Genomic DNA, 25,470 nt, shown 5'->3' on the forward strand with positions numbered 1-25,470 from the left:
GGAAACATGTCCGAATCCGACACCGTCCTATCGGCGTTTGCAGGTGGCGTCCTTACTTTGGCCCTCAACCGCCCCGACAAGCTCAATGCCTTCAACGAAGAGATGCATCTGGCGCTGCGCGCCGGCTTCGAACGCGCGCATCAGGATGCATCCGTGCGGGCTGTGCTTCTGACTGGCGCCGGTCGGGCTTTTTGTGCCGGGCAGGATCTCGGCGATCGCGATCCGCGCAATGGTGGGGCGGCCCCCGACCTTGGACGCACGATCGAGCTTTTCTACAACCCCCTGATCCGTCTGATCAGGACACTCGAAAAGCCGGTCATCTGCGCCGTGAACGGCGTTGCCGCAGGTGCCGGCGCCAATATCGCGCTTGCGTGCGACATCACATTGGCTGCGCGCTCGGCGCGTTTCATTCAAGCCTTCGCCAAGATCGGTCTGGTACCCGATTCCGGGGGCACCTGGAGTCTGCCACGCCTGCTTGGCGAGGCGCGCGCCAAGGCGCTGGCATTGACCGCCGAGCCGCTCGATGCGGAAACAGCGGCAAGCTGGGGCCTGATCTGGAAGGCGGTCGACGATGCTGAGCTTCTTGATGAAGCCAATGCTCTTGCCACCAGACTCGCGGCCGGACCGACAAAGGGCCTCGGCATGACCAAGCGCGCCATCCAGGCTGCGGCGACCAATTCGCTGGATGAGCAACTGGAGCTTGAACGCGATCTGCAGCGCGAGGCTGGACGCAGCGCGGACTACGCCGAAGGCGTCTTAGCCTTCCTGGAAAAGCGCAAGCCGGAGTTCAAGGGACAATGACGGATAGGCTCGTTCTGACAGCGCAGGCGCTTGCCGATGCCTGCGCCGACGCAATGTGGCGCGAGGATAATGCGACGCGTCACCTCGGCATGGCGATGGAACGCGTGGCGCCCGGGATGGCGGTGATATCGATGGTCATCAAGCCTGAGATGACCAACGGCCACGGGACCTGCCACGGCGGATACATCTTCACGCTGGCCGATTCCGCATTCGCCTTTGCTTGCAACACCTACAATCACCGGGCCGTCGCCCAGCACTGTTCGGTCACCTATATCGCACCGGCCTTTGCCGGCGACTGCCTGACGGCAATCGCGCGGGAGGTCTCGCGGCGCGGTCGTGGCGGCATTTACGATATCAACGTGACCAATCAGAACGGCGAGCACATTGCCGAGTTCCGCGGCCACTCGCGCACCGTCAAGGGCACGCTTTTGCCGGAAGAGGCGTAAAGCCGCCGGTCATTCATCTCGGAGGAGACAGACATGGAAGACCTATCACCCCGCTGCGGGGATCTCGACGCGATCGAAACAGCATCGCGTGACGAGATTGCTGCACTTCAGCTTGACCGGATGAAATGGTCGCTTTGCCACGCCTACGAGAACTCACCCTTCTACCGTGCGCGATTTGACGAGGCAGGCGTCCATCCCTCGGATCTGAAATCGCTGGCCGATCTGGCAAAGTTCCCCTTCACGACCAAGAAGGACCTCCGCGATACCTATCCGTTCGGAATGTTTGCCGTCCCACGCGAAAAGCTGACCCGCATTCATGGTTCATCCGGCACCACCGGCAAGCCGACCGTCGTCGGCTATACGCAGAAGGATATCGATATCTGGGCGGATGTGGTGGCACGCTCCATTCGCGCCGCCGGCGGCCGCCGCGGCGATATGGTTCATGTCGCTTACGGCTATGGGCTCTTCACCGGCGGCCTGGGTGCCCACTACGGCGCCGAGCGGCTTGGCTGTACTGTCGTGCCGATGTCGGGTGGCATGACCGAGCGGCAGGTCACGCTGATGCAGGACTTCAAGCCACGCATCATCATGGTGACGCCCTCCTATATGCTCTCCATCCTCGACGAATTCCGCCGCCAAGGGATCGATCCGCGCGAAAGCTCGCTGGCCGTTGGCATCTTTGGCGCCGAGCCTTGGACAAACGCCATGCGCCAGGAGATCGAGCAGTCGTTCGACATGCATGCGGTCGATATTTACGGTCTTTCGGAAGTCATGGGGCCCGGCGTTGCCAGTGAGTGCGTCGAGACCAAGGATGGTCTGCACATCTGGGAAGATCACTTCTATCCGGAGATCGTTGACCCAGCGACGGGCGACGTTCTGCCCGATGGCGAAATGGGCGAACTCGTCTTCACGACGCTGACCAAGGAAGGCTTGCCGATCATTCGTTATCGCACCCGCGACCTGACGCGGCTCCTGCCTGGCACGGCGCGCTCCATGCGGCGCATCGAAAAGATCACCGGTCGATCGGACGACATGATGATCCTTCGCGGCGTCAACGTCTTCCCGACGCAGATCGAAGAGCAGATCCTGAAGTGTCGGGGGCTTGCCCCGCATTTCCAGATCGAGCTCAGCCGCACCGGCCGCATGGACGAGATGACGGTTCATGTCGAGTGTACGCCGGAGGCTGCCGACGAAATTGCACGTGCTTCCTCGGCAAAATCCCTTGCCCACTACATCAAGAGCGTCGTTGGTGTTACCACAAAGATCGAGATTCGCGACCCCGGTGGAGTCGCACGCTCCGAGGGCAAGGCGAAACGGGTCGTCGACAACAGACCGAAGGAATAAGGATGACGGCTTCCCGGCGTGATGACCATTCCGGTAGCACCCAACAAGAGCTGTCACGAGCTCGTCGCGTGGAGGGCGCGGAGGAAGAACAGGAACGCAGGACAACATGGCACGAACGCGCGCGATCGACTTTGAAGAGAAACAACGCAGCCTCTTGGCCAGCGCCGCCGCCGTCTTTGCCGAGATGGGGATGGAGAAAGCCTCCATGGCTCACATTGCCTCGCGCAGCAACGTTTCCAAAGCCCTGCTTTACCATTACTACCCGAGCAAGGACGCGTTGATTTTCGACATCATTCGCAACCATCTCGAGGAACTGGAAGCCGCCGTCGCCGCCGCAGACGAACCTGAGGCGACGCCTCAGGAGCGACTTCGGCTGCTGGTGCGGCAGGTGCTGGAAAATTATCGCGACGCGGACAACGAGCATAAAGTGCAGCTGAACGGCACGAGCGCGCTCTCAACTGAGCAGCTTGACGAACTGCGGGCAATCGAGCGCCGGATCGTCAAGCGCTTTTCCAACACAATCATCGAGATCAATCCGGATCTCAATGCAAACAAGCCGCTGCTGATGCCGGTGACAATGTCGCTCTTCGGGATGATGAACTGGGTCTATATGTGGTTCCGCCCGGGCGGTCCCGTCAGTCGTGACGAATATGCCGACATCGCCACCACCTTGATCCTCGAGGGCGTCAAGGCGGTGCGCTGAGCGCTGAAGCGCATGGCGATCGTTCAGATTCACTTGTTGCGCTTTGCAAACGGGGCTGAACCCAGACGGTTGATTATTTCGGTTTGGCCGGCATTAGATTACCGAGCTCCATCGGAAAGGGAAACAAGATCGTTGAGCTCTTTTCGCTGGCGATGATGTTCAAAGTGCTTAAATAGCGTAGTTGCATGGCCTCCGGCTGCCTGGCGAGTATTTCGGCCGCTTCGAGGAGCTTTGCGGCTGCCTGCTGTTCACCCTCGGCATTGATGACCTTTGCGCGGCGCTCGCGCTCGGCTTCCGCTTGGCGAGCAATCGCGCGGATCATCGATTCGTTGATGTCGACATGTTTGATCTCGACAGTGGCGACTTTGATGCCCCAGGCATCCGTCTGAGCGTCAAGGATTTCCTGAATGTCGGAGTTGAGCCTGTCACGTTCCGCCAGCATTTCATCGAGGTCGTGCTTGCCGAGTACCGAGCGCAATGTCGTCTGGGCAAGCTGGCTTGTCGCCATCATGAAGTCCTCGACCTGTATCGTCGACTTCTCGGGATCGATGACCCGGAAGTAGATCACTGCGCTGACGCGGACCGAGACATTGTCATGAGAAATAACGTCCTGACTGGGGACATCGAGTACTCGCGTGCGCAAGTCGACCCGTATCATCTGCTGGACGTAGGGGATGAGGAATATCAAGCCGGGTCCCTTAACGCCGGTAAAGCGGCCAAGCGTGAAAACGACGCCGCGTTCGTATTCCCGCAGGATCTTGACCGCGGATGCGACGATGATGAGCAAGATAAGGATCGCCACGAGATAAAAGGCGAGATTTACGAACATACCCATGACGTCTTCTCCTGCTTTCTGAAGGCGGCTAAGTCTCGTTGGGGCGCCTCTCGACCTTAAGCGTCAGCCCGTTGCGGGCGATCACGCTGACGGCGTCGCCAGCGGTAAGCGTCTCGGTGGAAATCGCTTTCCAGCGCTCGCCATGCGCGATGACGTAACCCGTGGCCCCACCCCAGCTCTCAACCTGGCCCGAAATCCCGATCATCTGCTCCGCACCAGTAGCGACTACGCGCCACCGCGAGGTAAATGCGAGGCGAGCAACGAGAAGGCTGAAAGCGAGGCATGCAAGAGCGATTGCGCCCAGTACCGGGCGCGAAACCTCCAGGCCTGGCATATCCGTATCAAACAGAATGGTTGCGCCCAGGATCACGGCTACCCCGCCACCGACGCCCAAGGCGCCGAAGCTTGGCGAATGTATCTCAGCCACTGTCAATCCGACGCCGAGGAAAATGAGCCCAATGCCGGCAAAACTCACCGGGAGTAATGCCAAGGCATAGAGACCAAGAAGGAGGCAGATGCCGCCGATCGTGCCCGGAAGCATTGTCCCGGGGGCAAGAAATTCAAAGATCAGGCCATAGATACCGACCATCATCAGGATGATCGCGATGTTCGGATCGGTAATCACGGAAAGCAGGCGTGTGCGCCAGTCCGGCTCGAATTCCTGCACGGCTAAACCGGCGGTATCGAGGCGGACATCCGTTTGACCGACCCGCACCATGCGCGCCTGTGTCTGCGCAAGGAGATCGTTGACATCAACTGCCGTGAAATCAATGACATGTTCGCGCACGGCAGCCGTCGATGAAAGGCTTGCGGCTTCCCGCACAGCCCGCTCTGCCCATTCGGCGTTGCGATTGCGCAATTCCGCAAGCCCGCGAATGTACGCCACCGCGTCGTTAACGAGTTTTTTGTCGCTGGCGCTGCCTGGAGCCTCGGCCTGCTTGTCATTTTGCTTGCTCGGTTCTTGTCCGGGTTTCGTATCGCCGCCAAAAGGGTTTGCGCCGAGCGCGATCGGTGTCGCTGCTCCTAGGTTGGTGCCTGGCGCCATCGCCGCAATGTGGCTTGCGTAGAGAATATAGGTGCCGGCGCTGGCAGCCCGTGCCCCGCTCGGTGCGACGAAGCCCGCGACAGGCACGGGCGAGGCAAGGATGGCGCGAATGATTTTCCGCATCGAGGTGTCAAGGCCGCCGGGCGTGTCCATCTGCACGATGATCAAGCCCGCTCCATGTTCGCCAGCACGCTGAAGGCCTCGTATCACATAATCTGCTGTTGCGGGCCCGATGGCGCCGTTCACCTTCAGGACGACCGCAGCGCGATTGGATTGCGACGACGCCGATAGCGCGAAGATGCCCAGAGTTGGTAGCAGCGAGAACAACAAGATCAGGATTGGCGGCAGCCACCGCCAACGCTTTAAGTTCAGCGCTACGACCTGCGGAACGCGCATGATTTCTAATATATGTCAGAAATCACAAAGAGAAAGGAAAGCATCGCAGGGACGTCCAGAGACGAACGCAAAGCTCAAGCTTTCGCTCGAACGCTTGAGCTTGCGAGGATGCGACGTCTCGATCCTCGGACGGGCTGCAAAGCGCAATGGCGATTGTTGCCGCAACCCCTTCCTCAGAAAGCTTCGGAGGTCGGAAAACTGACCCCAGAACTGCGATGACCACCAGGGCAAAAATACAGAAAATGCCAATACAGACACTCTAAATATAGCTCCCGATGTGATAAAATTTGCAACTCGCTCGAGGATGAGATGCCCGGCGACGTTTCGACTTTTCGCAGAGTGGTTCGCCTGTGTGTCGAGGTAGCGTTTCCGCCATGCTGGAAAGACTGAATCCCCCGATAAAGAGGCCTCGGGATAACATCTCGGAATGGGAGGTGTACAATGCTTCGCAGATTGTTTCTCACCTTGGCTATAGCGACGTCCGCGCTGGCGATCAACGGAGCCGCATGGGCTGACATCACGATCCTCGTGCCATCGGGCAGCGAGGGCGACGGTCTCAGGGCCGCTGCCGAAGACTATGGAAAGTTGAAGGGCACGAAGGTGGAGGCCGTCCAGGCGCCCTATGCCAACGTGTTCGAGCAGGGCGCCAATGCCGGCGCCACCAAGTCCGGTGTCTTCGACATTATCCTGATGGACGATCCGTGGATTCCGTTTTTCGCCGAGAATGGACATCTGGAAGATCTGACCGCCTACTTCAAGAAGGCCGGAATGGAGGGGCCTGACAGTGATTTCCTTTCGAAGTCGCTGGCGGTCTGCCGCAATCCCTACAATACGGGGCCCTATGTATGTCTGCCCTATGTGGGAAATGCGCAGATGTTTTTCTATGACGCTGCCAAGTACAAGGAAGCTGGCGTAGATGCTCCAAAGACTTGGGATGACGTGTTGAAGGCGAGTACGAAGCTGACAGAAAGCGGAGGTGGCCGTTATTTCGGTTACGTCTTCCGAGGCGGCCAGGGAAATCCGGTGGTTGCCGATTTCATGCCGATCTTCTGGTCCTATGGTGCGGATATGTTCAACGCCGACCGAACCAAGGTAACGATCGACACGTCTGAAGGGGCCGCTGCCATGAAGACATTCATGGCGCTACGCGATGTCTCGCCGAAGGGAGTGGAGAGCTACAACGCCAACGAGGTTGGCACGGCGCTAGCCGCCGGTACTGCTGCTTCATCGATCAACTGGCCGAACTGGGTTGCGACCTTTGAAGATCCGACCCAATCGAAGATGGTCGGCAAAATCTCCTACAGTCCCATTCCTGCTGGAACGAAACCGGGCAGCTCGGAAATCGGCCACTGGACCATGGGCATCATGTCGGCCTCCAAGAATAAGCAGGAAGCTTTCGACTTCATGATGTGGGCGACCTCGCCTGAACAGATCAAGATTTCGGCCCTACGGGGCAATCCGCCTGTCCGGACCTCGGTCTTCACTGACCCGGAACTGACCTCGCAGGAGAAGTTCCGGCACTATCCGGTGTTGATGGAGGCGATCCAGGCCTCGACTCCCCGTCCGCGTCACCCGAAGTGGCCAGAGATCGAGAACGCCTTCGGCATCGAGCTTTCCAAGGCGGTCGCAGGTACGATCACGCCGCAAGAGGCTCTGAAGAACTCGCAGGAGGCGGTCTCACGGATTACCAACCTTTACTAGGCAACAGCTATTCGGAGCGGGGTTTTCGGACGCCGCTCCCTTGCTGCGCCGGCAATCGCGTCCGATGAGCTTGAAACCCGAGAATTCAGGCGCGTCGGGGCAGGGCTTTACGGGAGTGGTCAATGTTGACGTCGGAGAGCGGAACTGTGGCCGCGCCGCTTCGAACGGGTGGCGGTTTGGAGCGATGGGTAGAGCGGCATTTGCGCTTCCTCATGCCTGCGCCGACGGTACTCATACTCCTCGGCCTGACGATCTTTCCCAGCGTCTACATGTTCTATGCGGCGGTTCACAAAATCAGCCCGAATCCCGATCTGCCCTGGACGTTCGTCGGTGCCGGTAATTTCGCGCGGCTTTTTTCCGACACGCAATTTCACGTCGCTGTCTGGAACACCACCGTATTTACGGTCGCGGCGGTGACGGCGGAATTCATCCTCGGTCTCGGCCTGGCGCTGCTCCTCGATAAGTTCATTCGCAAGTTGACCTTTCTGAAGACAGTCCTGATGATCCCGATGATGCTGCCGCCGATCGCGGTCGCGATCACATGGAAGCTCATCTATGAACCTCAGTTCGGCGTCCTGAACGAAATCATGTTCCGCCTCGGTCTGCCATTGCAGGCATGGGCGGGCGACGTGAATCTTGCGATGTTCTCGATCATCGTCGCTGATGTCTGGCAATGGACACCCTTCATATTCCTTCTCATGTTGGCGGGGTTGGCCAGCTTGCCGGTCGAGCCATACGAGGCCGCCGCGCTCGACGGAGCCTCGTCCTGGCAGCAGTTCCGGGACCTGACGCTGCCGTTCCTCAAGCCGGTTATCGCCATTGCGCTCCTTCTGCGTGTCATGGATGCACTGCGTCTTTTCGATCTGGTCTTCATACTGACGGGAGGAGGGCCGGCTGACCGGACCAAGGTCTTGAGCCTTTATATCTATCAGGTCGCCTACCGCTTCGCCGATCCAGGCTACGCGGCGGCGATGTCGCTTTTCGTGCTGTTTGTGACGATCGTCTTAAGCACCTGGTTCATGAAACGCATGCGGTTGGCGGAATGACCATGACACTGCCCAAAACCATACACGCGCGCAGTCGGACCACAGAGGTGCTCATCCGCCTGCTGGCCTATCTGACGATCGTTGTCGCGCTGGTCGTCACACTTTTTCCGATCTATTGGATCGCGACCAACTCGTTCAAATATGATATCGACATTTTCGCGGTGCCGCCGGAGTGGCTGCCGCGCAACCCCACCCTAAAACACTATAGCGAAGCGTTTATTCAGCGTCCGTTCCTACGCTACGCGTTGAATAGCTTTCTCGTCGCTGTAGGAACGACGATCATTTCCGTGACCTTCGGCACAATGGCCGGCTATGCCTTGGCACGGTTCAGCTATCCCTGGCAGTGGCGGAAGCAGATTTCGTTCTGGATCCTGTCGACGCGCATGATGCCGCCTATCGTCAGCATCATTCCGCTCTACCTGTTCTTCAATTATTTCGACATGCTCAACACCAAGTCGGCTCTCATCGTCGCCTACACTGCCTTCAATCTGCCGTTCGCAACGTGGATGATGAAGAGCTATTTCCAGGATCTTCCGGTCGAACTGGAGGAGGCGGCGATCGTCGACGGCGACACACGGTGGGGCGCATTCCTGCATGTGGCGTTACCTCTTGCCCGGCCTGGGCTTGCGGCCACCGCCATCTTCTGTCTGATCATCTCGTGGAACGAGTTTCTACTTTCCCTCATCATCACGCTCACCGAGCAGTCGCAGACGCTGCCGATCGGCATTGCCGGGCGCGTAACGCAGTACAACACCTATTGGGGTGAAATCAGTGCGGCGGGCTTCATGGCCTGCGTGCCAATCGTCATCTTCGCCTTCATCGTCCAGAAGCATCTCGTCCGGGGATTGTCCCTGGGTGCCATCAAAGGTTGAGACCTATGGCGTCCGTCACATTCAAAAACGTCTGCAAGAAATTCGGCGAATTCGTTGCCGTAAATGATTTCAACCTCGACATCAGGGACAAGGAGTTTCTCGTTTTGCTCGGACCTTCCGGTTGCGGCAAGACAACGACCATGCGGATGGTCGCGGGTCTCGAGGAAGCGACGTTCGGCGACATCTACATCAACGAGGACCGCGTCAACGGTGTCCTTCCCAAGTATCGCGACGTTGCAATGGTATTCCAGTCATATGCTTTGTATCCGCACCTTACCGTCGAAGACAACATCGGCTACCCGCTGAAGATCCGCAAAGTGCCGCCCGCTGAATGCAAGCGACGAATAGCCGAGGTCGCACGGCGTGTGGAACTCGACTCTATGTTGTCGCGGCTGCCGAAGGAACTTTCCGGCGGTCAGCGCCAGCGCGTGGCACTTGCCCGCGCTATCGTGCGCACGCCACGCGTCTTTCTGATGGACGAACCGCTGTCCAATCTCGATGCCAAGCTGCGCACACAGATGCGCGCCGAGCTGAAGCACCTGCAACATGAGCTGCAGGTCACGACGATATACGTCACCCATGACCAGATCGAAGCGATGACGCTTGCCCATCGCGTGGCCGTGATGAACAAGGGCGTTATCGAGCAGCTTGGGAGCCCGCGGGAGATCTATAACGATCCGCGCACGCTCTTCGTTGCCGGCTTTATTGGCTCGCCGCCGATGAACCTAATTCCAGGAGAAGTGAGAGACGGTGTGTTCGTTAGCGGCGGTCTCAGGGTCGGCGGTATCGGCCGGGTGACCCTCTCTGGCGCTGTCCTCGGCGTCCGGCCGGAGGACGTCCACCCGACTGATGCCGGTGACGCAGACGTCAATCTGGTCGCGCCGATCTATTCGGCTGAACTCACCGGCGAGAACACGCTTGTGAGCCTACGGTTGGGAGGTCAACTCATGACCTTGCGTGCCGACAAGAATTTCACGGGTCAGATCGACCAGCAGATCGGCGTCAAGGTCGCGGCGGATCGCGTATTTCTGTTCAATGGCGAGACCAAAGATCGTGTGGACTTCTAGCCTTTGGGCGGCAGTGATGGTGATCATCCTTGCATTTGCTGCGACCGCTGACGATGGCGGCCTCATCGCTGGAAATCCGCTGATTGAGATTCCTCCCGGGACGTTCATCTTCGGCCGCGACGACGGCCCTGAAAACGAACGCCCGCGACGCGAACTGGAGGGGCAGGCGTTTGCAATCAATCGCACCGAGATTACAAACCAGCAGTATGGGCTCTTCGTCAAGGAGACCGGCCATCGTGCAGCCTTTTACGCCAATCATCCAATCCTGGGATTGGACGACCGGCCGGTCGTCGGGGTGAGTTGGGGAGACGCCGATGCATTTTGCCGTCACTATGGGTTGGTTCTTCCATCGGAACAACAATACGAGCGGGCGGCGCGAGGAACTCAGGGCAGCGCGTTTCCATGGGGCGAGGTGCCACCGGGCAATGCGCGGGCAAATTCGGGAGCGGATGTCTGTTGTTCCGGCGACGCGCGCGATGGGTATCCGATGACCGCACCAGCGGTGTCCTTCGCTGATGGCGCAAGCAAAGAGGGCATCCTCAATCTTGTCGGCAATGTCTGGGAGTGGACCCGTGACGTCTACGCGCCGTATGAAGGCGGGAGCGCGGTGAGGAGTGCCGGGCTGTACCGCGTGCTTCGTGGTGGCTCTTGGAACAGCGATCCAAACCACCTGACAACGACCTATCGGCTCGCCTATGATCCGGAATTCCGGTTCTCAGCCAACGGTGGCTTCAGATGCGTCCGTTCTACACCTTGATCGTCGTCACCGGTTTTCTGCTGCTCGCCGCCGGCGCCGGTGCGGAACCGACGGCGCCGCCGGGCTACACGCTTAAGACCTTCAACACGCCTGGTGCTGCCTTCGCCGGCCTATCTCGCGACGGCGAAGGCCTGCTCGTCAGTGATCTGGCCAGCGGCCGGCTCTACCGGCGCGGCACGGACGGCAAGCTTGTCGCATTCGGTCCGGTATTTCCCCATGGCCTCGACGTGATCGGCGACCCGACCGGTCCATATCGTGTCGTGCGCGCCCACGATGGCCTTGTCGTCGCTCAGGGATGGACGCCAGTCGGCTCGAAAGAAGGGCCGTTTGACCACGCGCTCGTTGCGCTCGACGCGGCCGGTCAGGTCCGTGTCATCAGCAGCGATTTCTGGAATCCGTTCGACTTCATTGCGGCGCGCGCAAGCTACTACGTGATAGACTCCGCTCGAAACAGTGTCGAACGTCTACAGCCAGACGGCAGCAAAAGCACGATTCTGACATTCCGCCGCATGGGGCAGGCAGCCACGGCACTCCGCAACCTTTCGCCGACGGAGTTCACCGAAGGCAACAGCTACGAAACCGATGCGGTGCCGACCGGTATCGCCCTTCACGGTGGACGCCTCTATATAGCGCTGTTCGGCGGCTTTCCCTTCCTGACCGGTGCCGGAGAGATCGTTTCTATTCCCGAGGCTGGCGATCAGTCAATGCCGCACATTGACGTCGAAGCGCTCAATGCGCCCGTCAGCATTGCTTTCGACAACGATGGAGAGATGCTTGTCCTCGAGCACGGCACCTACGACCAGAAGGAAGGTTTTCGCAAGGCGAGTGGGAGATTGCTTAAGTTCAATAAGATGACGCGGGAACCGAAGGTTATTCTCGAGGGCCTGACCCGCCCGGTGTCTGTGCTTGTCTGGGACGAGCGGCGGATCGTCGTTTCCGCGTTGGACGGCAACCTCTATGTTCTGACGCGCGAATCTGCTCGCTAACCGTGGCGATCCCGGTTTTGGTCCAGATTGATGCACATGCTTTTTTGGCGCCTTGAGCAATTGCGCTGCCTTGTCCACGACGGCCGCGAGCTTTTTCCAGCCGAGAAGATCGCGTTCCCCTATCCGCTCTTGACTGGGCGATAGCATCCAGCTGGCCGCGGCTGCATGTCTTGTCCCGAACCCCTTTCCCGTTCGGGGGCATGCCTTGGCTCAATCACCGAATTTCAGCCGCTCCAAGATCAGCGGGTCATACGCGGGAGCCTGGATCCGCCGGCGATCCGCCTCTGGTTCGCTGAGCGGCTCGACGGGTCGAAGTTTGTCCTTGGCTTCCAGCGCGAGGCGCTGATAGACGCCCGTTCCCTGGCGCTTCCAGGCGATTTCTTTTTCGCTGAGTTCGCGAATGACCCTGGCAGGTGATCCGACCGCCAGGCTGTTTGCCGGGATTTCAGCACCTGCCTTGACGAAAGCCAAGGCGGCAACAATCGAATTTTCGCCAATTACCACTTCGTCCATGACGACTGCATTCATCCCGACCATGGCATTGCGACCGATGCGGCAGCCGTGCAGCACGGCGCCGTGGCCGATATGACCGTCTTCGCCGATCACCATCTCCACATCAGGAAAGCTGTGAACGACGCAGGTCTCCTGGACGTTCGAGCCACGTTCCATGACGATCCGCCCGAAATCGCCGCGCAATACGGCGCAGGGGCCAACATAGCAGGCCGATCCAATGATGACGTCACCAATCACCACGGCGGCCGGATGGACGAAAGCCGTTGGGTGGATCACCGGTACGACGCCATCATAGGAATAGACCTGCGCCATCTTAATCAAGCCCTTGTCTTGGCCACCATCGTCAGCACGTCGTATTGAGCAACCGTCGCGCCACTCTGGTTGCTAACACGGCAATCCCAGCGCACTTCGCCATGCTCGGCGCCGATACGCGGGTTGATCTCCTTGCAGGTCAATTGCACCTGCAGCGTATCGCCCGGATTGACTGGCGTGAGGAAGCGCAGGTTGTCGACCCCGTAATTGGCGAGAACCGGGCCAGGGGCTGGGTCGACGAAGAGACCGGCAGCGAAGGAAACGATCAGATAGCCGTGGGCAACGCGCCCATCGAAGAACGGATTGGCGCGGGCAGCCTCCTCGTCCATGTGAGCGTAGAAGGTATCACCGGTGAAATTGGCAAAATGCTCGATATCCTCAAGCGTGACTTTGCGCGTGCCGGTGACCAGCTGGTCGCCGATGCGCAATTCGGCCAGCGACTTGCGGAAGGGATGCTCACCATCCTTGCGCACCTCGGCATCCGAAACCCAACGGCCCGTGACCGCCGACAGAAGTGTGGGCGAACCTTGCACGGCGGTGCGCTGCATGTAGTGCTTGACGCCGCGCAGCCCACCGAGCTCCTCGCCACCGCCGGCGCGTCCTGGACCACCGTGCACCAGGCCCGGCAGCGGTGAGCCATGCCCGGTCGACGTCTTGGCACTCACGCGGTTGCCGATCAGCACGCGGCCGTGGAAGGGGGCCATACCGAGAACGACCTCTTCGGCAAAGGCAGGGTCGTTGGTAAAGACCGAGGATACCAGGCTTCCCTTGCCACGACGGGCAAGATCCACCGCCTCCTCGGCACTGTCATAAGGCATGACCGTGCTGACCGGGCCGAAGGCTTCGACATCGTGCACCGCCTTGGCTTGCCAGGGCTTGTCGCAATAAAGCAGGACCGGATTGAGGAAGGCGCCTGTCTCGGCATCACCCGACACAATGCGCGGGTTATCTGGATCGCCGACGACGATCTCGGCATCGGCGAGGAGATCGCGGATGCGCTGGCGAACCTCGTCACGCTGGGCAAGGCTTGCAAGCGGGCCCATGCGGACGGTTTCATCGGTGGCATTGCCAAGCGTAGTCTTGCCAAGACGCTCGCCAAGGACGGAAACCAGTGCCTCGCAATAGGCGCGGGGTACGATGACACGGCGGATGGCCGTGCACTTCTGCCCGGCCTTTGCGGTCATTTCGCGGGAGACCTCCTTGACGAAAAGATCGAACTCCTCCGTCCCGGGGGCGGCATCGAGACCGAGAACCGAGGCATTGAGGCTGTCGGCCTCCATGGTAAAGCGTACCGAATTCTCAATGATCGGAGGATGCGTCTTCAGCTTTCGGCCCGTCCAGGCCGAACCGGTGAAGGTGACAGCATCCTGGCCGTCGACGTGGTCGAGCAGATCGCCGACGGAGCCGCAGATCAATTGCACGGCGCCTTCCGGCAACAGACCGGTTTCGACCATGCGACGGACGACGAGTTCGGTGAGATAGGCCGTCTGGCTCGCCGGCTTGACGATCGCCGGCATCCCCGCAAGCAGTGTCGGTGCCAGCTTCTCCAGCATGCCCCAGACCGGGAAGTTGAAGGCATTGATATGAATAGCGACGCCCTGCAGCGGCGACAGTATGTGCCGGGCCGAGAAAGTACCGTCGCGCGACAGGGTTTCCACGTCGCCATCAACGAGAACGCGGGTATTGGGCAGCTCGCGTCGGCCTTTTGAGGCGTAGGACAATAACGTGCCGATACCGCCGTCGATATCGATCCAGCTATCTGCCTTCGTTGCACCGGTTGCCGACGAAAGGGCGTAGAATTCTTCCTTTCGGTCCATCAACGCCTGGCCAAGCGCCTTCAGCATGGCGGCGCGCTCGTGAAACGACATGCGTCGCAGCGCCGGGCCTGCCTTTTGGCGGCCGTACGCCAAAGACGCCGCAAAGTCGACGCCGGTGGAATCGATCAACGCCACCGGCACGCCTGTCGAGGCATCAAGCAGTTCGGCGCCATCCTTCGTGCCGGGAACCCAGCGGCCGTAGACATAGCTTTGGAGGCGGCGCGGCGGGTTTACCAGAACGTTCATTGTCTTATCCTTCCGGTCAGTTCAGATTGAGCGCAGCAAGCTGCGCATCGACGGCTGCCTGCCATTCAGATAGCAGCGCCTCGTTGGGGGTATGGCGCAGACCGAAACGCGCCAGCGTTTCGTAGCGGGTCGAGCCGGAGAGTCCGAAGCTTGCCGCAACGCGCGGGCGCCAGTAGGCAATCGCTTCACGCGCGGCCGTCGCTCCGTCTTCATTTTCAGCAATCCGCTTCAGCGCCTCGATGCCAAGTTCGGTGTGATGCGCCTCTCGCGGCAGAATCGCGCGGAACACTTCGGCGAGCGGCTGGTAGGAGACGTGGGTCAGTTCCCGCAGCTGGATGGTGCCTGCAGTGCCCATCAGCATATTCATGACAACCGCGTCGATCCATCCCTGCAAGGGATAGTGGAAGACCGAGAGGCGCATGTCGCCGCCCTGGCGTGCTGCGCCGATATCGGCCTCACGCGTCAGGCGGGCACCCCACGGATGATGCACGGCATAGCGGTCGGTGTCTGCACCGAAGCTGCCCATGATCTCCAGCACGCGGCCGGCGTGGTCGGTCTTTTCAAGCACGATCTTGGCGGACGCAATGCGTTCCTTGATGCCCGGCGCATCGTTGATCGTGTCTGCAAAGCCGGCCGCACCCGCAAGCTCGCTGTCGACGAAGCTCGCCATCAGGCGCAGAAGCTCGCCGCGATAGCGCGGGGTCACATTGTCAGGCGACGTCAGCACGCCGCCCTTGAGCAGATATTCCTCGATCGGCATCGTATCGGACATCGGCATTCCTCCCTCGCTCTCGCCACCTTACTGGTCGTAGCTGACCACGACGCGGTCGCTCAGCGGATAACATTGGCAGGTCAACACGTAGCCTTGGCGGACCTCGTAGTCCTCCAGCGCATGATTGACCTCCATCTCGGTCTCGCCCTCAATCACCTTGGCCCTGCACGTGGAACAGACACCTGCCTTGCAGGCATAGGGCGCGTCCATGCTGTTCTTAAGAGCGGCCTCGAGCAGTGTTTGTCCCTGCTTCGGCATCTTGAAGACGCGGGTCGCGCCGTCGAGGGTAACTGTCGCCTCGCATGCCGCGCCCCTGTCGGCAGCGACAGCACTCTCGCTCTTTCGGCGTGCGCGGCCGGGCTGCGAGGACGCAAAGAGCTCGAACTTGATCTGCTCCTCGCGCATGCCGCGATCGCGAAGGGCGGCTGCGATCGTCAGCATCATCGGTTCGGGGCCGCAGATGAAGACGGTGTCGACTGATTTGAGGTCAATCCAGTGCTTGAACAGTGCTGCGCATTTGTCAGCGTCGATACGGCCCGTGAAGAGATCGATGTCCTGGGCTTCGCTTTCCAGCACATGCAGAATGGAGAGCCGCCCAAGATAAGTATTCTTCAGGTCCTCCAGTTCTTCGCGGAACATGATCGAGCTGATCTGGCGGTTCGCGTAGACGAGCGTGAAGCGCGAGCGGGGCTCGCGCGCAAGCGTCGTCTTGATGATGGACAGCACCGGCGTGATGCCGCTGCCGCCGGCAAAGCCGAGATAGCTTTTGGAGATCTCAGGTTCAATCGCGGTGAAGAATGCGCCCATCGGCGGCATCGCTTCCAGCCTATCACCGATCCGCAATTCTTCATTCGCCCAGGTTGAGAAGCAGCCGCCATCGACCCGCTTGATGCCGACCCTCAGGACGCCTTCATCACGTCCAGCACAGATCGAATAAGACCGGCGCAGCTCCTCGCCGTCGAACTTGCGGCGGAACGTCAGGTACTGGCCTTGCGTGAAATCGAACGCACCGCGGTCCTCGTCTTGCGGAGCGAGCGTGACGACCACGGCATCGCGCGTCTCGCGCCTGACGTCGGTGACTTGAAGGGAATGGAAACGCGCCATATTGCGGACCTCACTGGGCAAAAGGGTCAGATGCACTTGAAGTAGTCGAATGGTTCAAGACAGTCGGTGCAGCGATAGCTCGCCTTGCAGGGCGTCGAGCCGAACTGGCTGATCTTTTCCGTGTTCGTCGATCCGCAGCGCGGACAGGCGATTGTCAGATTGGAGCGGCCGGACAGCCGGTCGATACGCTGGCGCAAAATGCCATCTATCGCGGTGCCGTCCACCGGCGGGGCAATGCCGTAGGTGCGCAGCTTGTCGCGACCCGCCGGGCTGATCCAGTCGGTTGTCCAGGCAGGCGAAAGCTGGCGTTCCAGCCGCAGCTTGTCGATCCCCTTTTCCTTGAGTGCCTGCTCGATATCGAGGTTGATGATCGCAGTTGCCGGGCAGCCGGAATAGGTCGGCGTCACTGTCACGACCAGTGTGTCCTCCTTCCAGGCGACACCGCGGATGATGCCGAGATCGACAAGCGAGATCACCGGGATTTCCGGATCCGGGACTTCCTCAAGCCATTGCCAGACATCGGCGATCGAAGGCAAAGTCGCGGCTATCATAACCGCCTCCTTCCGGTTACCAGTTCGCGCCCGGATAGGCGCGCTGCAGGAACTGCAGTTCAGCGAGGATGAAGCCCATGTGCTCTGTATGAACGCCGCGCTTGCCGCCCTTATGCATAAAGCCGTCGGCCGGCTTCTTCAGCGTCGCTTCTGAAAGCGCGTCATCAACCAGCTCGTCCCACGCGGCCTTGAGGCTTTCGGGTTCCGGTGCAATGCCGGCCGCAGCAAGCTCGGCATCTGAGGCGTCGCCCACGAAAAGCTCGCCGGTATAAGCCCACAGATCGTCAAGCGCCTCCTGCATTCGCCGGTGGCTTTCGGCGGTGCCGTCGCCAAGACGGATGATCAGATCGCGGCTGCGATCGAGATGGTAGGCAACTTCCTTCGAGGTTTTTTCGGCGATGTCGGCGATGCGCTTGTCGGTGGAGGCGCACAGTGCCTTCAGCGTCAGGAAATGCCAGGCGTCGAACAGGAATTGACGCATCAGCGTCTTTGCGAAATCACCGTTTGGGCGCTCGACGAGCAGGACGTTGCGGAAATCGCGGGTATCGCGCAGATAGGCAAGGTTGTCGGCACTGCGCCCCCTACCTTCGATCTCGCCGGCAAGGCCGAGCCAGAGCTGGGTCTGTCCGATCAGATCAAGCGCGGTGTTGGAGAGAGCAATGTCCTCTTCCAGTGCCGGCGCATGCCCGCACCACTCGGATACGCGATGACCGAGGATCAGGGTGTTGTCGCCGATCCGCGTCAGGAACTCAAAGAGTGCCGTCGGGCTGACGGTCGTATTGGAGATGGCGCTCATCACATATGCCCCACTTCATCGGGAATGTCGAAGAACGTCGGATGGCGATAGACCTTGGAGTTCGACGGATCGAACAGCGGGCCCTTGTCCGACGGTGCGCTTGCCGTGATATCGCTGGAACGGACCACCCAGATGCTCACCCCCTCGTTTCGACGGGTGTAGACGTCGCGGGCGTTGTTGACGGCCATCTCGGCATCGGGTGCATGCAGGCTGCCAACATGCCGGTGATTGAGGCCGTGCTGGCCGCGGATGAAGACTTCCCAAAGAGGCCATTCGCTGGACATCGGATATTTCTCCCTGATGCGCGGTGCTCCGGGCTCCTCGTCCCGGGCCGCCTTGTGTTCCTGTTTACTCGGCGACGATACGGCTGGCGGTGCGGCGCGCGGCTGCCTTTTCGGCGTGGGCGACGAGACCATCGCGGAACCACGCGCCGTCGTTCCATGCCTTCTGTCGGGCGCTGAGGCGCTCGGCATTGCATGGGCCATTGCCGGCGATGACGGCGAAGAACTCGGTCCAGTCAGGCTCACCGAAATCATAGCCGCCCTTTTCCTCGTTCCATTTCAAATCCGGATCCGGTACCGTCAGGCCGAGATATTCGGCTTGCGGGACTGTCTGGTCGACAAACTTCTGGCGCAGCTCGTCATTGGAGTTCTGCTTGATCTTCCAGGACATCGACTGGGCCGAATGCACTGATGCGTCGTCAGAGGGACCAAACATCATCAGCGACGGCCACCACCAGCGATTCAGCGCGTCCTGGACCATTTCCTTCTGGGCGGGCGTGCCCTTCACCATCTTCATCAGGATGTCGAAGCCCTGCCGCTGATGGAAGCTTTCCTCCTTGCAGATGCGGACCATGGCGCGGGCATAAGGCCCGTAGGAACAGCGCTGCAGCGGCACCTGGTTCATGATCGCCGCACCATCAACCAGCCAACCGATTGCGCCGATGTCGGCCCAACTCAGCGTCGGGTAGTTGAAGATCGAGGAGTATTTCGCCTTGCCGCTATGCAGTTGCTCATACATCTCGTCCCGGCTGATGCCGAGCGTTTCGGCGGCACAGTAGAGGTAAAGACCGTGGCCGGCCTCGTCCTGCACCTTGGCGAGCAATATCGCCTTGCGCTCCAGCGTCGGGGCGCGGGTGATCCAGTTGCCTTCCGGCAGCTGGCCGACGATTTCGGAATGCGCATGCTGACTGATCTGGCGCATCAGCGTCTTGCGATAGCCTTCCGGCATCCATTCCTTCGGTTCGATCTTCTGGCCAGCATCGATGCGCACCTGAAAGGCACGTTCGACCGGATCCATCTCATCAAGCGTTTTGACGCGGGCGCTGTCGGTTTTGACCATCTGTGCGTACATGGTTCGTCTCCTCTGCCTTCGCGCGTCAGACGCGCTCGAGAATGATGGCGATGCCCTGGCCGACACCGATGCACATGGTGCAAAGCGCATAGCGACCGCCCTGACGGTGCAATTGGTAGGCTGCCGTCGTGACCAATCGGGCGCCGCTCATGCCCAGCGGATGGCCCATCGCAATAGCGCCGCCGTTCGGATTGACATGGGGTGCATCGTCGCGAAGGTCCAGATCGCGCAGCACGGCGAGCGCCTGGGCGGCAAATGCCTCGTTCAGTTCGATCACATCCATCTGGCCGATGGTCAGTCCTGCGCGTTCGAGCACACGCCGGGCGGCCGGTGCTGGACCAACGCCCATGATCCGCGGCTCGACACCGGCCGCCGCCATTGCGACGATGCGGGCCTTCGGTGTCAGACCTTGCGCCTTCGCGGCCGCCTCGCTTGCGACGACAAGGGCCGCAGCACCATCGTTGACGCCTGAGGCGTTGCCAGCGGTGACGCTGAGGTCCGGGCCATTGACGCCCTTGAGCTTGGAAAGCTGATCGACGGTCGTACCGGGGCGCGGATGCTCGTCGCGGTCGACGACAATAGGATCGCCCTTTCTCTGCGGAACCTTGACGCTGACCAATTCGTCAACGAACAGGCCGGCTTCCTGGGCCGCCGCCCAGCGGGCCTGACTGCGGGCCGCAAACGCGTCCTGATCGGCGCGGGTGACGCCAAAATCGGCCGCCACATTGTCGGCGGTCTGCGGCATCGAATCGACGCCGAACTCAGCCTTCATCTTCGAATTGACGAAGCGCCAACCGATCGTCGTGTCGTAGACGGCATTGGCACGCGAAAAAGCGCTGTCTGCCTTCGGCATGACAAAAGGTGCCCGGCTCATGCTCTCGACGCCACCGGCGATCACGAGGTCACAGTCGCCGGCGCGGATCGCCCTTGCCGCGATGCCGACGGCGTCCATGCCGGAGCCGCACAGGCGGTTGACGGTGGTCGCGGGAATGGTGATCGGCATGCCCGAAAGCAGCACGGCCATGCGGGCTACATTGCGATTGTCTTCGCCAGCCTGGTTGGCGCAGCCGTAGATGAGGTCGTCGACCTTGCTCCAGTCGACCTCAGGGTTACGTTCCATCAGCGCAGTGAGGGGGAGGGCTGCCAGATCGTCTGCGCGAACCGCAGCAAGCGCACCGCCATAGCGGCCGATAGGTGTGCGAACGGCATCACAGATGAACGCTTCCGACATGCGCGACTTCCTCCTGCTCCCACGATACCGATCAATCTTGTATTGATTAACCGACCGATCGGTCATGTATTTATCATGCGATATGTCACAGATCAATGGATTTTTTGCGAAGATGTGTGATGTTTAATGTTAACGAGGAAAATTCTAGCACAAAAGACGCGAACCGACCTGAAAAGCCTAGGAACGGAGAGCTAAATGGCCTCGTGGGCTAGCATCTCGAGGCGAAAGTCCGTTGTAGGCGTTGAAGCGGCGAGGGGGCCGGAGGCTGTCACAAAGGTGTGGGCTACGAACGCATCAGCTGCGGGTGAAAGCCGTCGATAAAGCTGTGCAAACAGCTGCCGCGCCGCTTTGCCTGGCCAGTTGTCGGGAAGTGCAGCGGCTGGCAGCCTTGGATCGTGCAGATGAACTGTGCGAAAGCGATGCACGAGGAGGAGCCGGATCGTCAGCGCCATCAAGGGCGAAAAACCGGGGGCGCTGGGCGAATCGGATAGGGCGCGGAACTGCGTCAGGAATGTTTGGTATGCCTCCGCATGACCTGCAAGATCCCAATATTCGGAGGCAAACGCCTGCAAAGCATTGTGGTCCTGCGGGACGTCTGCGCGGAAAATCAAGGCAGGAATTGCGGCTGCCATCGGCCTTGCAGGACCAACTGCAAGGCGGGTGTTGAGACGCGCATGGCCGGCACGCCTGAGCGACTGCATGGCCTCTTCGACGGCCGGTCCCATCACCTGAACGAACTGCCATCCGCTCTCTTCGGGAACGCCGAAAAGCACGCGTGCCGCGGCCGCGAACTCGCTGCCGGCCGAACGCGACAGCCGGTAATAGCTGCGTCGACCCTCTCTTTCTCCGGAGAGCTGGCCGGCGGCGACAAGCCGAGAGACGGCAGTGCGCACGAGCGTTTCGCTGATGCCGACTTCTGCGCAGGTCTCGATCAGGTTGCCGATCCATGCGATGCCGCCACGCGGCTCGACGACATCGCCGTAGATTGTCACGATAAAGCCCGCTGCCTTCAGCGGGCTTTCGGCAAGAATCCGTCGGATCAGGTCGCTGGCCTGGACATCTGCCTGGTTGGTCGCTGCCGTCACCGGCTCCTCCTTGGATGGTGGCGGTGCGATCTATCATATTCAGCAGGCCGCCGCACCCCCACCACGTCGTGGGGGGCGAAATCGCGATGCAGCTGTTGTTCGAGAGGCACCGATGGTGCCTCCCTTCGTATCACGGCTCCCGAATTGCGCTATCCAGTCCTCGCAGGATGGGATAGAGGAAGTATGAGATGACGGTGCGATGACCGACCATGATCTCGGCTGAAACGGTCATACCGGGCAAAAGTCGCACGGGCTCGTCTGAGCCTTTCAGCCTTGGATCCGCCAACGGGATACGTGCCTTGAAGTAAGGCGCGGTTGTTTGAGTCGCTGCCTCTTGCTGAGATGGCGTGAACGCGTCACGGCTCACCGTTCGAACCGTTCCTGACGCGGTCCCGAATTTTTGGAACGGATAGGCATCGAACTTGATCCGCGCTTCCTTGCCCGTGGTGATGCGGCCAATGTCGCGCGTATTGACCGAGACCTCGGCCTCCAGCGGTACATTGAGAGGAACCAGCGTCACGATGGGCTCGGCCTCTCGAACCACCGAGCCGACCGAGCGCGCCGCCAAGTCGAGCACGACGGCATTGGCTGGTGCCGTCAGTGCCACCATGTCGCGCCGGAGTTCCATCTTCTTCAGTTCCTCGGCCGCAGTGTCGCGCTGGCTACGCAGGTCTACAAGCTGCTCCATGGCGGCGCGTCGGAAGTCTTCAATGAATGCCTGTCGATCCGCCTTGAGCTTGGCGAAGGTATGCTCGGCTTCATCGGCCTTGCCCCGGACAGCCGTAAGGCTGGTCTCAACGTCAAGACGGGCATCACGCGATCCCAGGAGTGTTATTAAAGATCCGCTCTCGCGATCATATAGCCGTTCCCTGGCGCCTTCGATCTGCGACAGCGTTTCGCGTCGATTGGCAAGGACTGCCTCCTGGTTCCGGCTTGAGGCAATCGTCGCCGCCTGGGCCGCAATTTGCTGATCGTAGTTCTGCAACTGCGCCGCATGATAGGCGCGGCGCTGCCCAAACAACTGCATCTGAAGCAGTTCGTCGCGCGACAAGCCGGCAGTCTTGGTGTAGTCCGTGCCGTCAAGCTCGGCTTCCAGGCGTTTTACCTGGGCGTCGAGGGCTACGAATTTGGCTCGTTGCTGATCGACGTCAGACTGGCTGAACGTCGCATCGAGCGTAGCAAGCACCTGACCTTTTTCGACGATCTCCCCGGCGGTGACATTGATTGTCCGGATGATCGATGTCTCCAGCGGCTGCACCACGATGGTCGGCTGGGTCGTAATCAGCTTGCCGGGTGCGACGACGACCTCATCGATCGACGATACCGACGCCCAGACGATTGCCGCGGTAATCAGCGCAGTAATGCCGTAGAGCGTCATGCGGGCGACCCTTGGCGGCGCGCGCTCTTCAAGTTCCACAGCATCTGACTGGAACTCTGCGATTGCAGCTGGAAACGAGCGCCTGAGGGCTGGTTGCGTGACTTGGGCCGCCGTCGGAACAGGCAGGTTCTCCTTTGGTTTTTCAGCGCGCGTATTCATGCTACCTGCCTCATCTGCTGAGACCACAGGTGACGGTATGTCATGCAGCGCGTCACGAGTTGATCATGCCTGCCGATATCGGCGATCTTGCCCCGTTCGACGACGAGGATGGCATCGGCATCGACAAGCGTGGAGAGGCGGTGCGAAACGATGACCACCGTTCGCCCGGCCGCAATCTGGCTGAGGTTCTGGCGGATGATCGTCTCGCTGTCGGGGTCAAGCGCGCTGGTGGCCTCATCCAGGATCAGGAGTTTCGGATCGGTGATGAGTGCGCGGGCTATGGCCAGGCGTTGCCTCTGCCCGCCGGACAGGTTCGAGGCGTTTTCCTCCAGCATTGTGTCGAAACCACGCGGAAGCCGTTCGATGAACTCCTCGGCGCCGGCAATACGCGCGACCTCCATGATCTCCTCGATGCTTGCATCGGGCTTTGCTGCCGCGATGTTCTCGCGAACGGTGCCACGAAACAGGAAGTTGTCCTGGAGCACGACGCCAGTACTCGTTCTCAGATGCACGAGGTCGATCTCCCGACTGTCATAACCATCCATTCGAACGATGCCCTGCTGGTTCTGATAAAGACCCTGGATCAGGCGAGTGATCGTGGTTTTGCCAGAACCGCTCTTGCCAACGACGCCAAATACGGAGCCGGCGGGAATACTGAAGGAGACGTCGTCGAGCGCAGGGGGCCCATCCGGCCCATAGCGGAACGTTACCTTGTCGAATTCGATGTTGCCTCTGAGATGCGGGCGGATGCCGCGACCGCGACCGGCTTGTTCCGGACGCTGGTTCATGATCTCGCCCAGCATACGCACCGAAAGCGCAACCTCCTGGTACTCATGCACCATAGTGACGATCTGGACAAGCGGACCCGAGACCCGCCCAGCCAGCATGTTGAATGCAACCAGGGCGCCAATCGTCATGGCGCCGCTGAAGACGTCAAGGGCACCGAGCCCGATAATGGCGACGCTCATCAGTTTCTCGAGAAGCCCGGTCATCGACTGAGCGACGGTGGAGATTTTCTCGACACGGAAACGCACGGATATCGATTGCGCCGAATAGTCATCCCAGGCGCGACGCTGGCGCGGTTCAAGCGCCAGCGACTTGACGGTCCGCATGCCGTGAACGGTTTCAACGAGCAGGGCCTGCCGGTCGCCTTCAGCCTTGTAGAGCGCCTGGAGACGGCGCTGGAATGGGCCGACAAGAAGCATGACGACGAGACCGACAAGCGCGGCAAAGCCGATGACGACGAGCGTCAGCTTCACGCTGTAGAGAAGCAGGATCGGAATGAAGACCAGCAAGGAAACGCCGTCGAGGAGCGTCAGGAAGAGGCGGCCTGTCAGAAACTCGCGAATCCTGCCGGTTTGTTGCATGTGCTTGACGAGAACACCTGCAGATGCCTGCTCGAACAAAGCGATTGGAAGATTGAGCAGATGCCCGAAGGTGCGGGTTGCAATACGGATATCGATCCTGTTCGTGGCATAGAGCAACAGGTAGCGGCGCAGGAAGCTGAAGGCAGCATCGAAGACAAGGGCAATGGCGATGCCAATGGTCAGGACCGTCAGCGTTGCATAGCTTTGATGAACCAGCACCTTGTCGATGACGAGCTGGAAGAAGATCGGGGTCATCAGGCCAAGGCCGTAGAGGACGATGGCGGCAAGGGCAACATCGCGGAAGAAGCTGCGCTGTTTGATGATCTCGGGAATGAACCAGCGGAAGCCGAAGGGCTGGTCGGCATCATTGAGACTGAAGTTTCGCTTCAGCATCACCACGGATCCACGCCAGGATCTGGTGAACTGCTCCTCGTTCAGGAGAATGAAGTCAGGGCGCACGGCCAGGGGGTCAAGAACCCTGATCTTGGCCTCCTCCTCACCCATGGCGGGGCCGGCAATGACCACCCAGTTGCCGTTTTCGAGTTCCGCTAGAACCGGGAAGGCCTCCCCCAACTGGAGCAGCGCAGTCCAGGAGAGGCTGATCTGCCGTGCGCGCAGTCCAGCATCCTTGGCCATGCGCAGCAGTTGCCGGACTTCGACCGGCCGCTCGTCGACAGCATAGTCGTGCTGTAGGCGCTCGGGGGACAGATCGACGCCGTGATGGCGCGCGACGAGTGCAAGGCAGTGTAGATTGGTGTGCAAAAATGTACTCATGGCCCACCCGAGT

The 25,470-nt window shown here is 60.3% G+C and carries 24 protein-coding genes; 10 read left to right on the forward strand and 14 right to left on the reverse strand.

Annotated elements, in window-relative coordinates:
- The first annotated feature begins 6 nt into the window (after positions 1–6).
- The 4 genes from paaG to FHX09_RS19655 all read left to right on the forward strand — a co-directional run bounded on the left by paaG (position 7) and on the right by FHX09_RS19655 (position 3,294).
- Positions 7–801: a 2-(1,2-epoxy-1,2-dihydrophenyl)acetyl-CoA isomerase PaaG gene (gene paaG / locus FHX09_RS19640; RefSeq protein WP_132590232.1), complete on the forward strand. Its 795-nt coding sequence runs from the start codon at positions 7–9 to the stop codon at positions 799–801.
- A complete protein-coding gene (paaI, locus tag FHX09_RS19645; protein WP_132590230.1) occupies positions 798–1,247 on the forward strand; it encodes a hydroxyphenylacetyl-CoA thioesterase PaaI in 450 nt (149 codons plus the stop codon). Before paaG ends, paaI begins: the two co-directional genes overlap by 4 nt.
- Positions 1,248–1,280: 33 nt before the next feature.
- Positions 1,281–2,591 carry a phenylacetate--CoA ligase PaaK gene (gene paaK, locus FHX09_RS19650; RefSeq protein ID WP_132590228.1) on the forward strand — a complete coding sequence of 437 codons (1,311 nt, stop codon included), beginning with the start codon at positions 1,281–1,283 and terminating at the stop codon, positions 2,589–2,591.
- 106 nt (positions 2,592–2,697) lie between these two features.
- Positions 2,698–3,294 carry a TetR/AcrR family transcriptional regulator gene (locus tag FHX09_RS19655; protein WP_184450529.1) on the forward strand — a complete coding sequence of 199 codons (597 nt, stop codon included), beginning with the start codon at positions 2,698–2,700 and terminating at the stop codon, positions 3,292–3,294.
- 73 nt (positions 3,295–3,367) lie between these two features.
- Here FHX09_RS19655 and FHX09_RS19660 read toward each other — a convergent pair whose 3' ends face one another.
- Entirely contained in the window at positions 3,368–4,129 is a 762-nt protein-coding gene (locus FHX09_RS19660; RefSeq protein WP_132590224.1) for a slipin family protein, read from the reverse strand.
- A gap of 28 nt (positions 4,130–4,157) precedes the next feature.
- A complete protein-coding gene (locus FHX09_RS19665) occupies positions 4,158–5,570 on the reverse strand; it encodes a nodulation protein NfeD (RefSeq protein WP_184450530.1) in 1,413 nt (470 codons plus the stop codon).
- A 441-nt stretch (positions 5,571–6,011) separates the two neighbouring features.
- On the opposite strand from FHX09_RS19665, the gene FHX09_RS19670 reads away from it, so the two are divergent.
- The 6 genes from FHX09_RS19670 (at position 6,012) to FHX09_RS19695 (ending at position 11,999) form a co-directional block, all read left to right on the forward strand.
- Entirely contained in the window at positions 6,012–7,271 is a 1,260-nt protein-coding gene (locus FHX09_RS19670) for an ABC transporter substrate-binding protein (RefSeq protein ID WP_132590220.1), read from the forward strand.
- Positions 7,272–7,393: 122 nt separating this feature from the next.
- Positions 7,394–8,317 carry a sugar ABC transporter permease gene (locus tag FHX09_RS19675; protein WP_132590218.1) on the forward strand — a complete coding sequence of 308 codons (924 nt, stop codon included), beginning with the start codon at positions 7,394–7,396 and terminating at the stop codon, positions 8,315–8,317.
- Positions 8,314–9,189 (forward strand): carbohydrate ABC transporter permease, encoded by an 876-nt coding sequence (locus tag FHX09_RS19680; protein ID WP_037083828.1) that lies wholly within the window; start codon positions 8,314–8,316, stop codon positions 9,187–9,189. The genes FHX09_RS19675 and FHX09_RS19680 overlap by 4 nt, the downstream gene beginning before the upstream one ends.
- A gap of 5 nt (positions 9,190–9,194) precedes the next feature.
- Complete coding sequence (locus FHX09_RS19685; RefSeq protein WP_132590216.1) at positions 9,195–10,256, forward strand: ABC transporter ATP-binding protein; 1,062 nt, start codon at positions 9,195–9,197, stop codon at positions 10,254–10,256.
- A gap of 16 nt (positions 10,257–10,272) precedes the next feature.
- Positions 10,273–11,013 carry an SUMF1/EgtB/PvdO family nonheme iron enzyme gene (locus FHX09_RS19690; protein ID WP_132590214.1) on the forward strand — a complete coding sequence of 247 codons (741 nt, stop codon included), beginning with the start codon at positions 10,273–10,275 and terminating at the stop codon, positions 11,011–11,013.
- Positions 10,992–11,999 (forward strand): ScyD/ScyE family protein, encoded by a 1,008-nt coding sequence (locus FHX09_RS19695; protein WP_132590212.1) that lies wholly within the window; start codon positions 10,992–10,994, stop codon positions 11,997–11,999. The genes FHX09_RS19690 and FHX09_RS19695 overlap by 22 nt, the downstream gene beginning before the upstream one ends.
- 210 nt (positions 12,000–12,209) lie before the next feature.
- Here the strand turns inward: FHX09_RS19695 and FHX09_RS19700 are convergent, their stop codons facing one another.
- The 12 genes from FHX09_RS19700 to FHX09_RS19755 all read right to left on the reverse strand — a co-directional run bounded on the left by FHX09_RS19700 (position 12,210) and on the right by FHX09_RS19755 (position 25,457).
- Entirely contained in the window at positions 12,210–12,824 is a 615-nt protein-coding gene (locus tag FHX09_RS19700; RefSeq protein WP_184450539.1) for a transferase hexapeptide repeat family protein, read from the reverse strand.
- A 5-nt stretch (positions 12,825–12,829) separates the two neighbouring features.
- Positions 12,830–14,887 (reverse strand): phenylacetic acid degradation bifunctional protein PaaZ, encoded by a 2,058-nt coding sequence (paaZ, locus tag FHX09_RS19705; protein WP_132590210.1) that lies wholly within the window; start codon positions 14,885–14,887, stop codon positions 12,830–12,832.
- 16 nt (positions 14,888–14,903) lie between these two features.
- Positions 14,904–15,659 (reverse strand): Phenylacetic acid catabolic protein, encoded by a 756-nt coding sequence (locus tag FHX09_RS19710; protein ID WP_132590208.1) that lies wholly within the window; start codon positions 15,657–15,659, stop codon positions 14,904–14,906.
- A 27-nt stretch (positions 15,660–15,686) separates the two neighbouring features.
- Positions 15,687–16,763: a 1,2-phenylacetyl-CoA epoxidase subunit PaaE gene (gene paaE / locus FHX09_RS19715; RefSeq protein ID WP_007799988.1), complete on the reverse strand. Its 1,077-nt coding sequence runs from the start codon at positions 16,761–16,763 to the stop codon at positions 15,687–15,689.
- Positions 16,764–16,789: 26 nt separating this feature from the next.
- Positions 16,790–17,314, reverse strand: coding sequence for a 1,2-phenylacetyl-CoA epoxidase subunit PaaD (gene paaD / locus FHX09_RS19720; RefSeq protein WP_132590204.1), 525 nt, complete (start codon positions 17,312–17,314; stop codon positions 16,790–16,792).
- Between the two features lie 16 nt (positions 17,315–17,330).
- A complete protein-coding gene (gene paaC / locus FHX09_RS19725; RefSeq protein WP_007799993.1) occupies positions 17,331–18,110 on the reverse strand; it encodes a 1,2-phenylacetyl-CoA epoxidase subunit PaaC in 780 nt (259 codons plus the stop codon).
- On the reverse strand, positions 18,110–18,394 hold the full coding sequence (gene paaB, locus FHX09_RS19730) for a 1,2-phenylacetyl-CoA epoxidase subunit PaaB (RefSeq protein ID WP_016557520.1): 285 nt from the start codon (positions 18,392–18,394) through the stop codon (positions 18,110–18,112). Before paaB ends, paaC begins: the two co-directional genes overlap by 1 nt.
- 64 nt (positions 18,395–18,458) lie before the next feature.
- Positions 18,459–19,463: a 1,2-phenylacetyl-CoA epoxidase subunit PaaA gene (paaA, locus tag FHX09_RS19735; RefSeq protein WP_132590202.1), complete on the reverse strand. Its 1,005-nt coding sequence runs from the start codon at positions 19,461–19,463 to the stop codon at positions 18,459–18,461.
- A gap of 25 nt (positions 19,464–19,488) precedes the next feature.
- Positions 19,489–20,694: a 3-oxoadipyl-CoA thiolase gene (gene pcaF, locus FHX09_RS19740; protein WP_132590200.1), complete on the reverse strand. Its 1,206-nt coding sequence runs from the start codon at positions 20,692–20,694 to the stop codon at positions 19,489–19,491.
- A gap of 191 nt (positions 20,695–20,885) precedes the next feature.
- Complete coding sequence (locus FHX09_RS19745) at positions 20,886–21,779, reverse strand: PaaX family transcriptional regulator C-terminal domain-containing protein (protein ID WP_132590198.1); 894 nt, start codon at positions 21,777–21,779, stop codon at positions 20,886–20,888.
- A gap of 130 nt (positions 21,780–21,909) precedes the next feature.
- On the reverse strand, positions 21,910–23,316 hold the full coding sequence (locus tag FHX09_RS19750) for an HlyD family type I secretion periplasmic adaptor subunit (RefSeq protein WP_132590196.1): 1,407 nt from the start codon (positions 23,314–23,316) through the stop codon (positions 21,910–21,912).
- A complete protein-coding gene (locus FHX09_RS19755; protein WP_132590194.1) occupies positions 23,313–25,457 on the reverse strand; it encodes a peptidase domain-containing ABC transporter in 2,145 nt (714 codons plus the stop codon). Before FHX09_RS19755 ends, FHX09_RS19750 begins: the two co-directional genes overlap by 4 nt.
- Positions 25,458–25,470 lie beyond the last annotated feature (13 nt).

The organism is Rhizobium sp. BK538 (genome assembly GCF_014197575.1).
GTDB lineage: Bacteria > Pseudomonadota > Alphaproteobacteria > Rhizobiales > Rhizobiaceae > Rhizobium.

Coding starts and splice junctions, on each gene's coding strand:
- paaG (WP_132590232.1), top strand. CDS start 7: ATGTCCGAATCCGACACCGTCCTATCGGCGTTTGCAGGTGGCGTCCTT.
- paaI (WP_132590230.1), top strand. CDS start 798: ATGACGGATAGGCTCGTTCTGACAGCGCAGGCGCTTGCCGATGCCTGC.
- paaK (WP_132590228.1), top strand. CDS start 1,281: ATGGAAGACCTATCACCCCGCTGCGGGGATCTCGACGCGATCGAAACA.
- FHX09_RS19655 (WP_184450529.1), top strand. CDS start 2,698: ATGGCACGAACGCGCGCGATCGACTTTGAAGAGAAACAACGCAGCCTC.
- FHX09_RS19660 (WP_132590224.1), bottom strand. CDS start 4,129: ATGGGTATGTTCGTAAATCTCGCCTTTTATCTCGTGGCGATCCTTATC.
- FHX09_RS19665 (WP_184450530.1), bottom strand. CDS start 5,570: ATGCGCGTTCCGCAGGTCGTAGCGCTGAACTTAAAGCGTTGGCGGTGG.
- FHX09_RS19670 (WP_132590220.1), top strand. CDS start 6,012: ATGCTTCGCAGATTGTTTCTCACCTTGGCTATAGCGACGTCCGCGCTG.
- FHX09_RS19675 (WP_132590218.1), top strand. CDS start 7,394: ATGTTGACGTCGGAGAGCGGAACTGTGGCCGCGCCGCTTCGAACGGGT.
- FHX09_RS19680 (WP_037083828.1), top strand. CDS start 8,314: ATGACCATGACACTGCCCAAAACCATACACGCGCGCAGTCGGACCACA.
- FHX09_RS19685 (WP_132590216.1), top strand. CDS start 9,195: ATGGCGTCCGTCACATTCAAAAACGTCTGCAAGAAATTCGGCGAATTC.
- FHX09_RS19690 (WP_132590214.1), top strand. CDS start 10,273: ATGGTGATCATCCTTGCATTTGCTGCGACCGCTGACGATGGCGGCCTC.
- FHX09_RS19695 (WP_132590212.1), top strand. CDS start 10,992: ATGCGTCCGTTCTACACCTTGATCGTCGTCACCGGTTTTCTGCTGCTC.
- FHX09_RS19700 (WP_184450539.1), bottom strand. CDS start 12,824: ATGGCGCAGGTCTATTCCTATGATGGCGTCGTACCGGTGATCCACCCA.
- paaZ (WP_132590210.1), bottom strand. CDS start 14,887: ATGAACGTTCTGGTAAACCCGCCGCGCCGCCTCCAAAGCTATGTCTAC.
- FHX09_RS19710 (WP_132590208.1), bottom strand. CDS start 15,659: ATGTCCGATACGATGCCGATCGAGGAATATCTGCTCAAGGGCGGCGTG.
- paaE (WP_007799988.1), bottom strand. CDS start 16,763: ATGGCGCGTTTCCATTCCCTTCAAGTCACCGACGTCAGGCGCGAGACG.
- paaD (WP_132590204.1), bottom strand. CDS start 17,314: ATGATAGCCGCGACTTTGCCTTCGATCGCCGATGTCTGGCAATGGCTT.
- paaC (WP_007799993.1), bottom strand. CDS start 18,110: ATGAGCGCCATCTCCAATACGACCGTCAGCCCGACGGCACTCTTTGAG.
- paaB (WP_016557520.1), bottom strand. CDS start 18,394: ATGTCCAGCGAATGGCCTCTTTGGGAAGTCTTCATCCGCGGCCAGCAC.
- paaA (WP_132590202.1), bottom strand. CDS start 19,463: ATGTACGCACAGATGGTCAAAACCGACAGCGCCCGCGTCAAAACGCTT.
- pcaF (WP_132590200.1), bottom strand. CDS start 20,694: ATGTCGGAAGCGTTCATCTGTGATGCCGTTCGCACACCTATCGGCCGC.
- FHX09_RS19750 (WP_132590196.1), bottom strand. CDS start 23,316: ATGAATACGCGCGCTGAAAAACCAAAGGAGAACCTGCCTGTTCCGACG.
- FHX09_RS19755 (WP_132590194.1), bottom strand. CDS start 25,457: ATGAGTACATTTTTGCACACCAATCTACACTGCCTTGCACTCGTCGCG.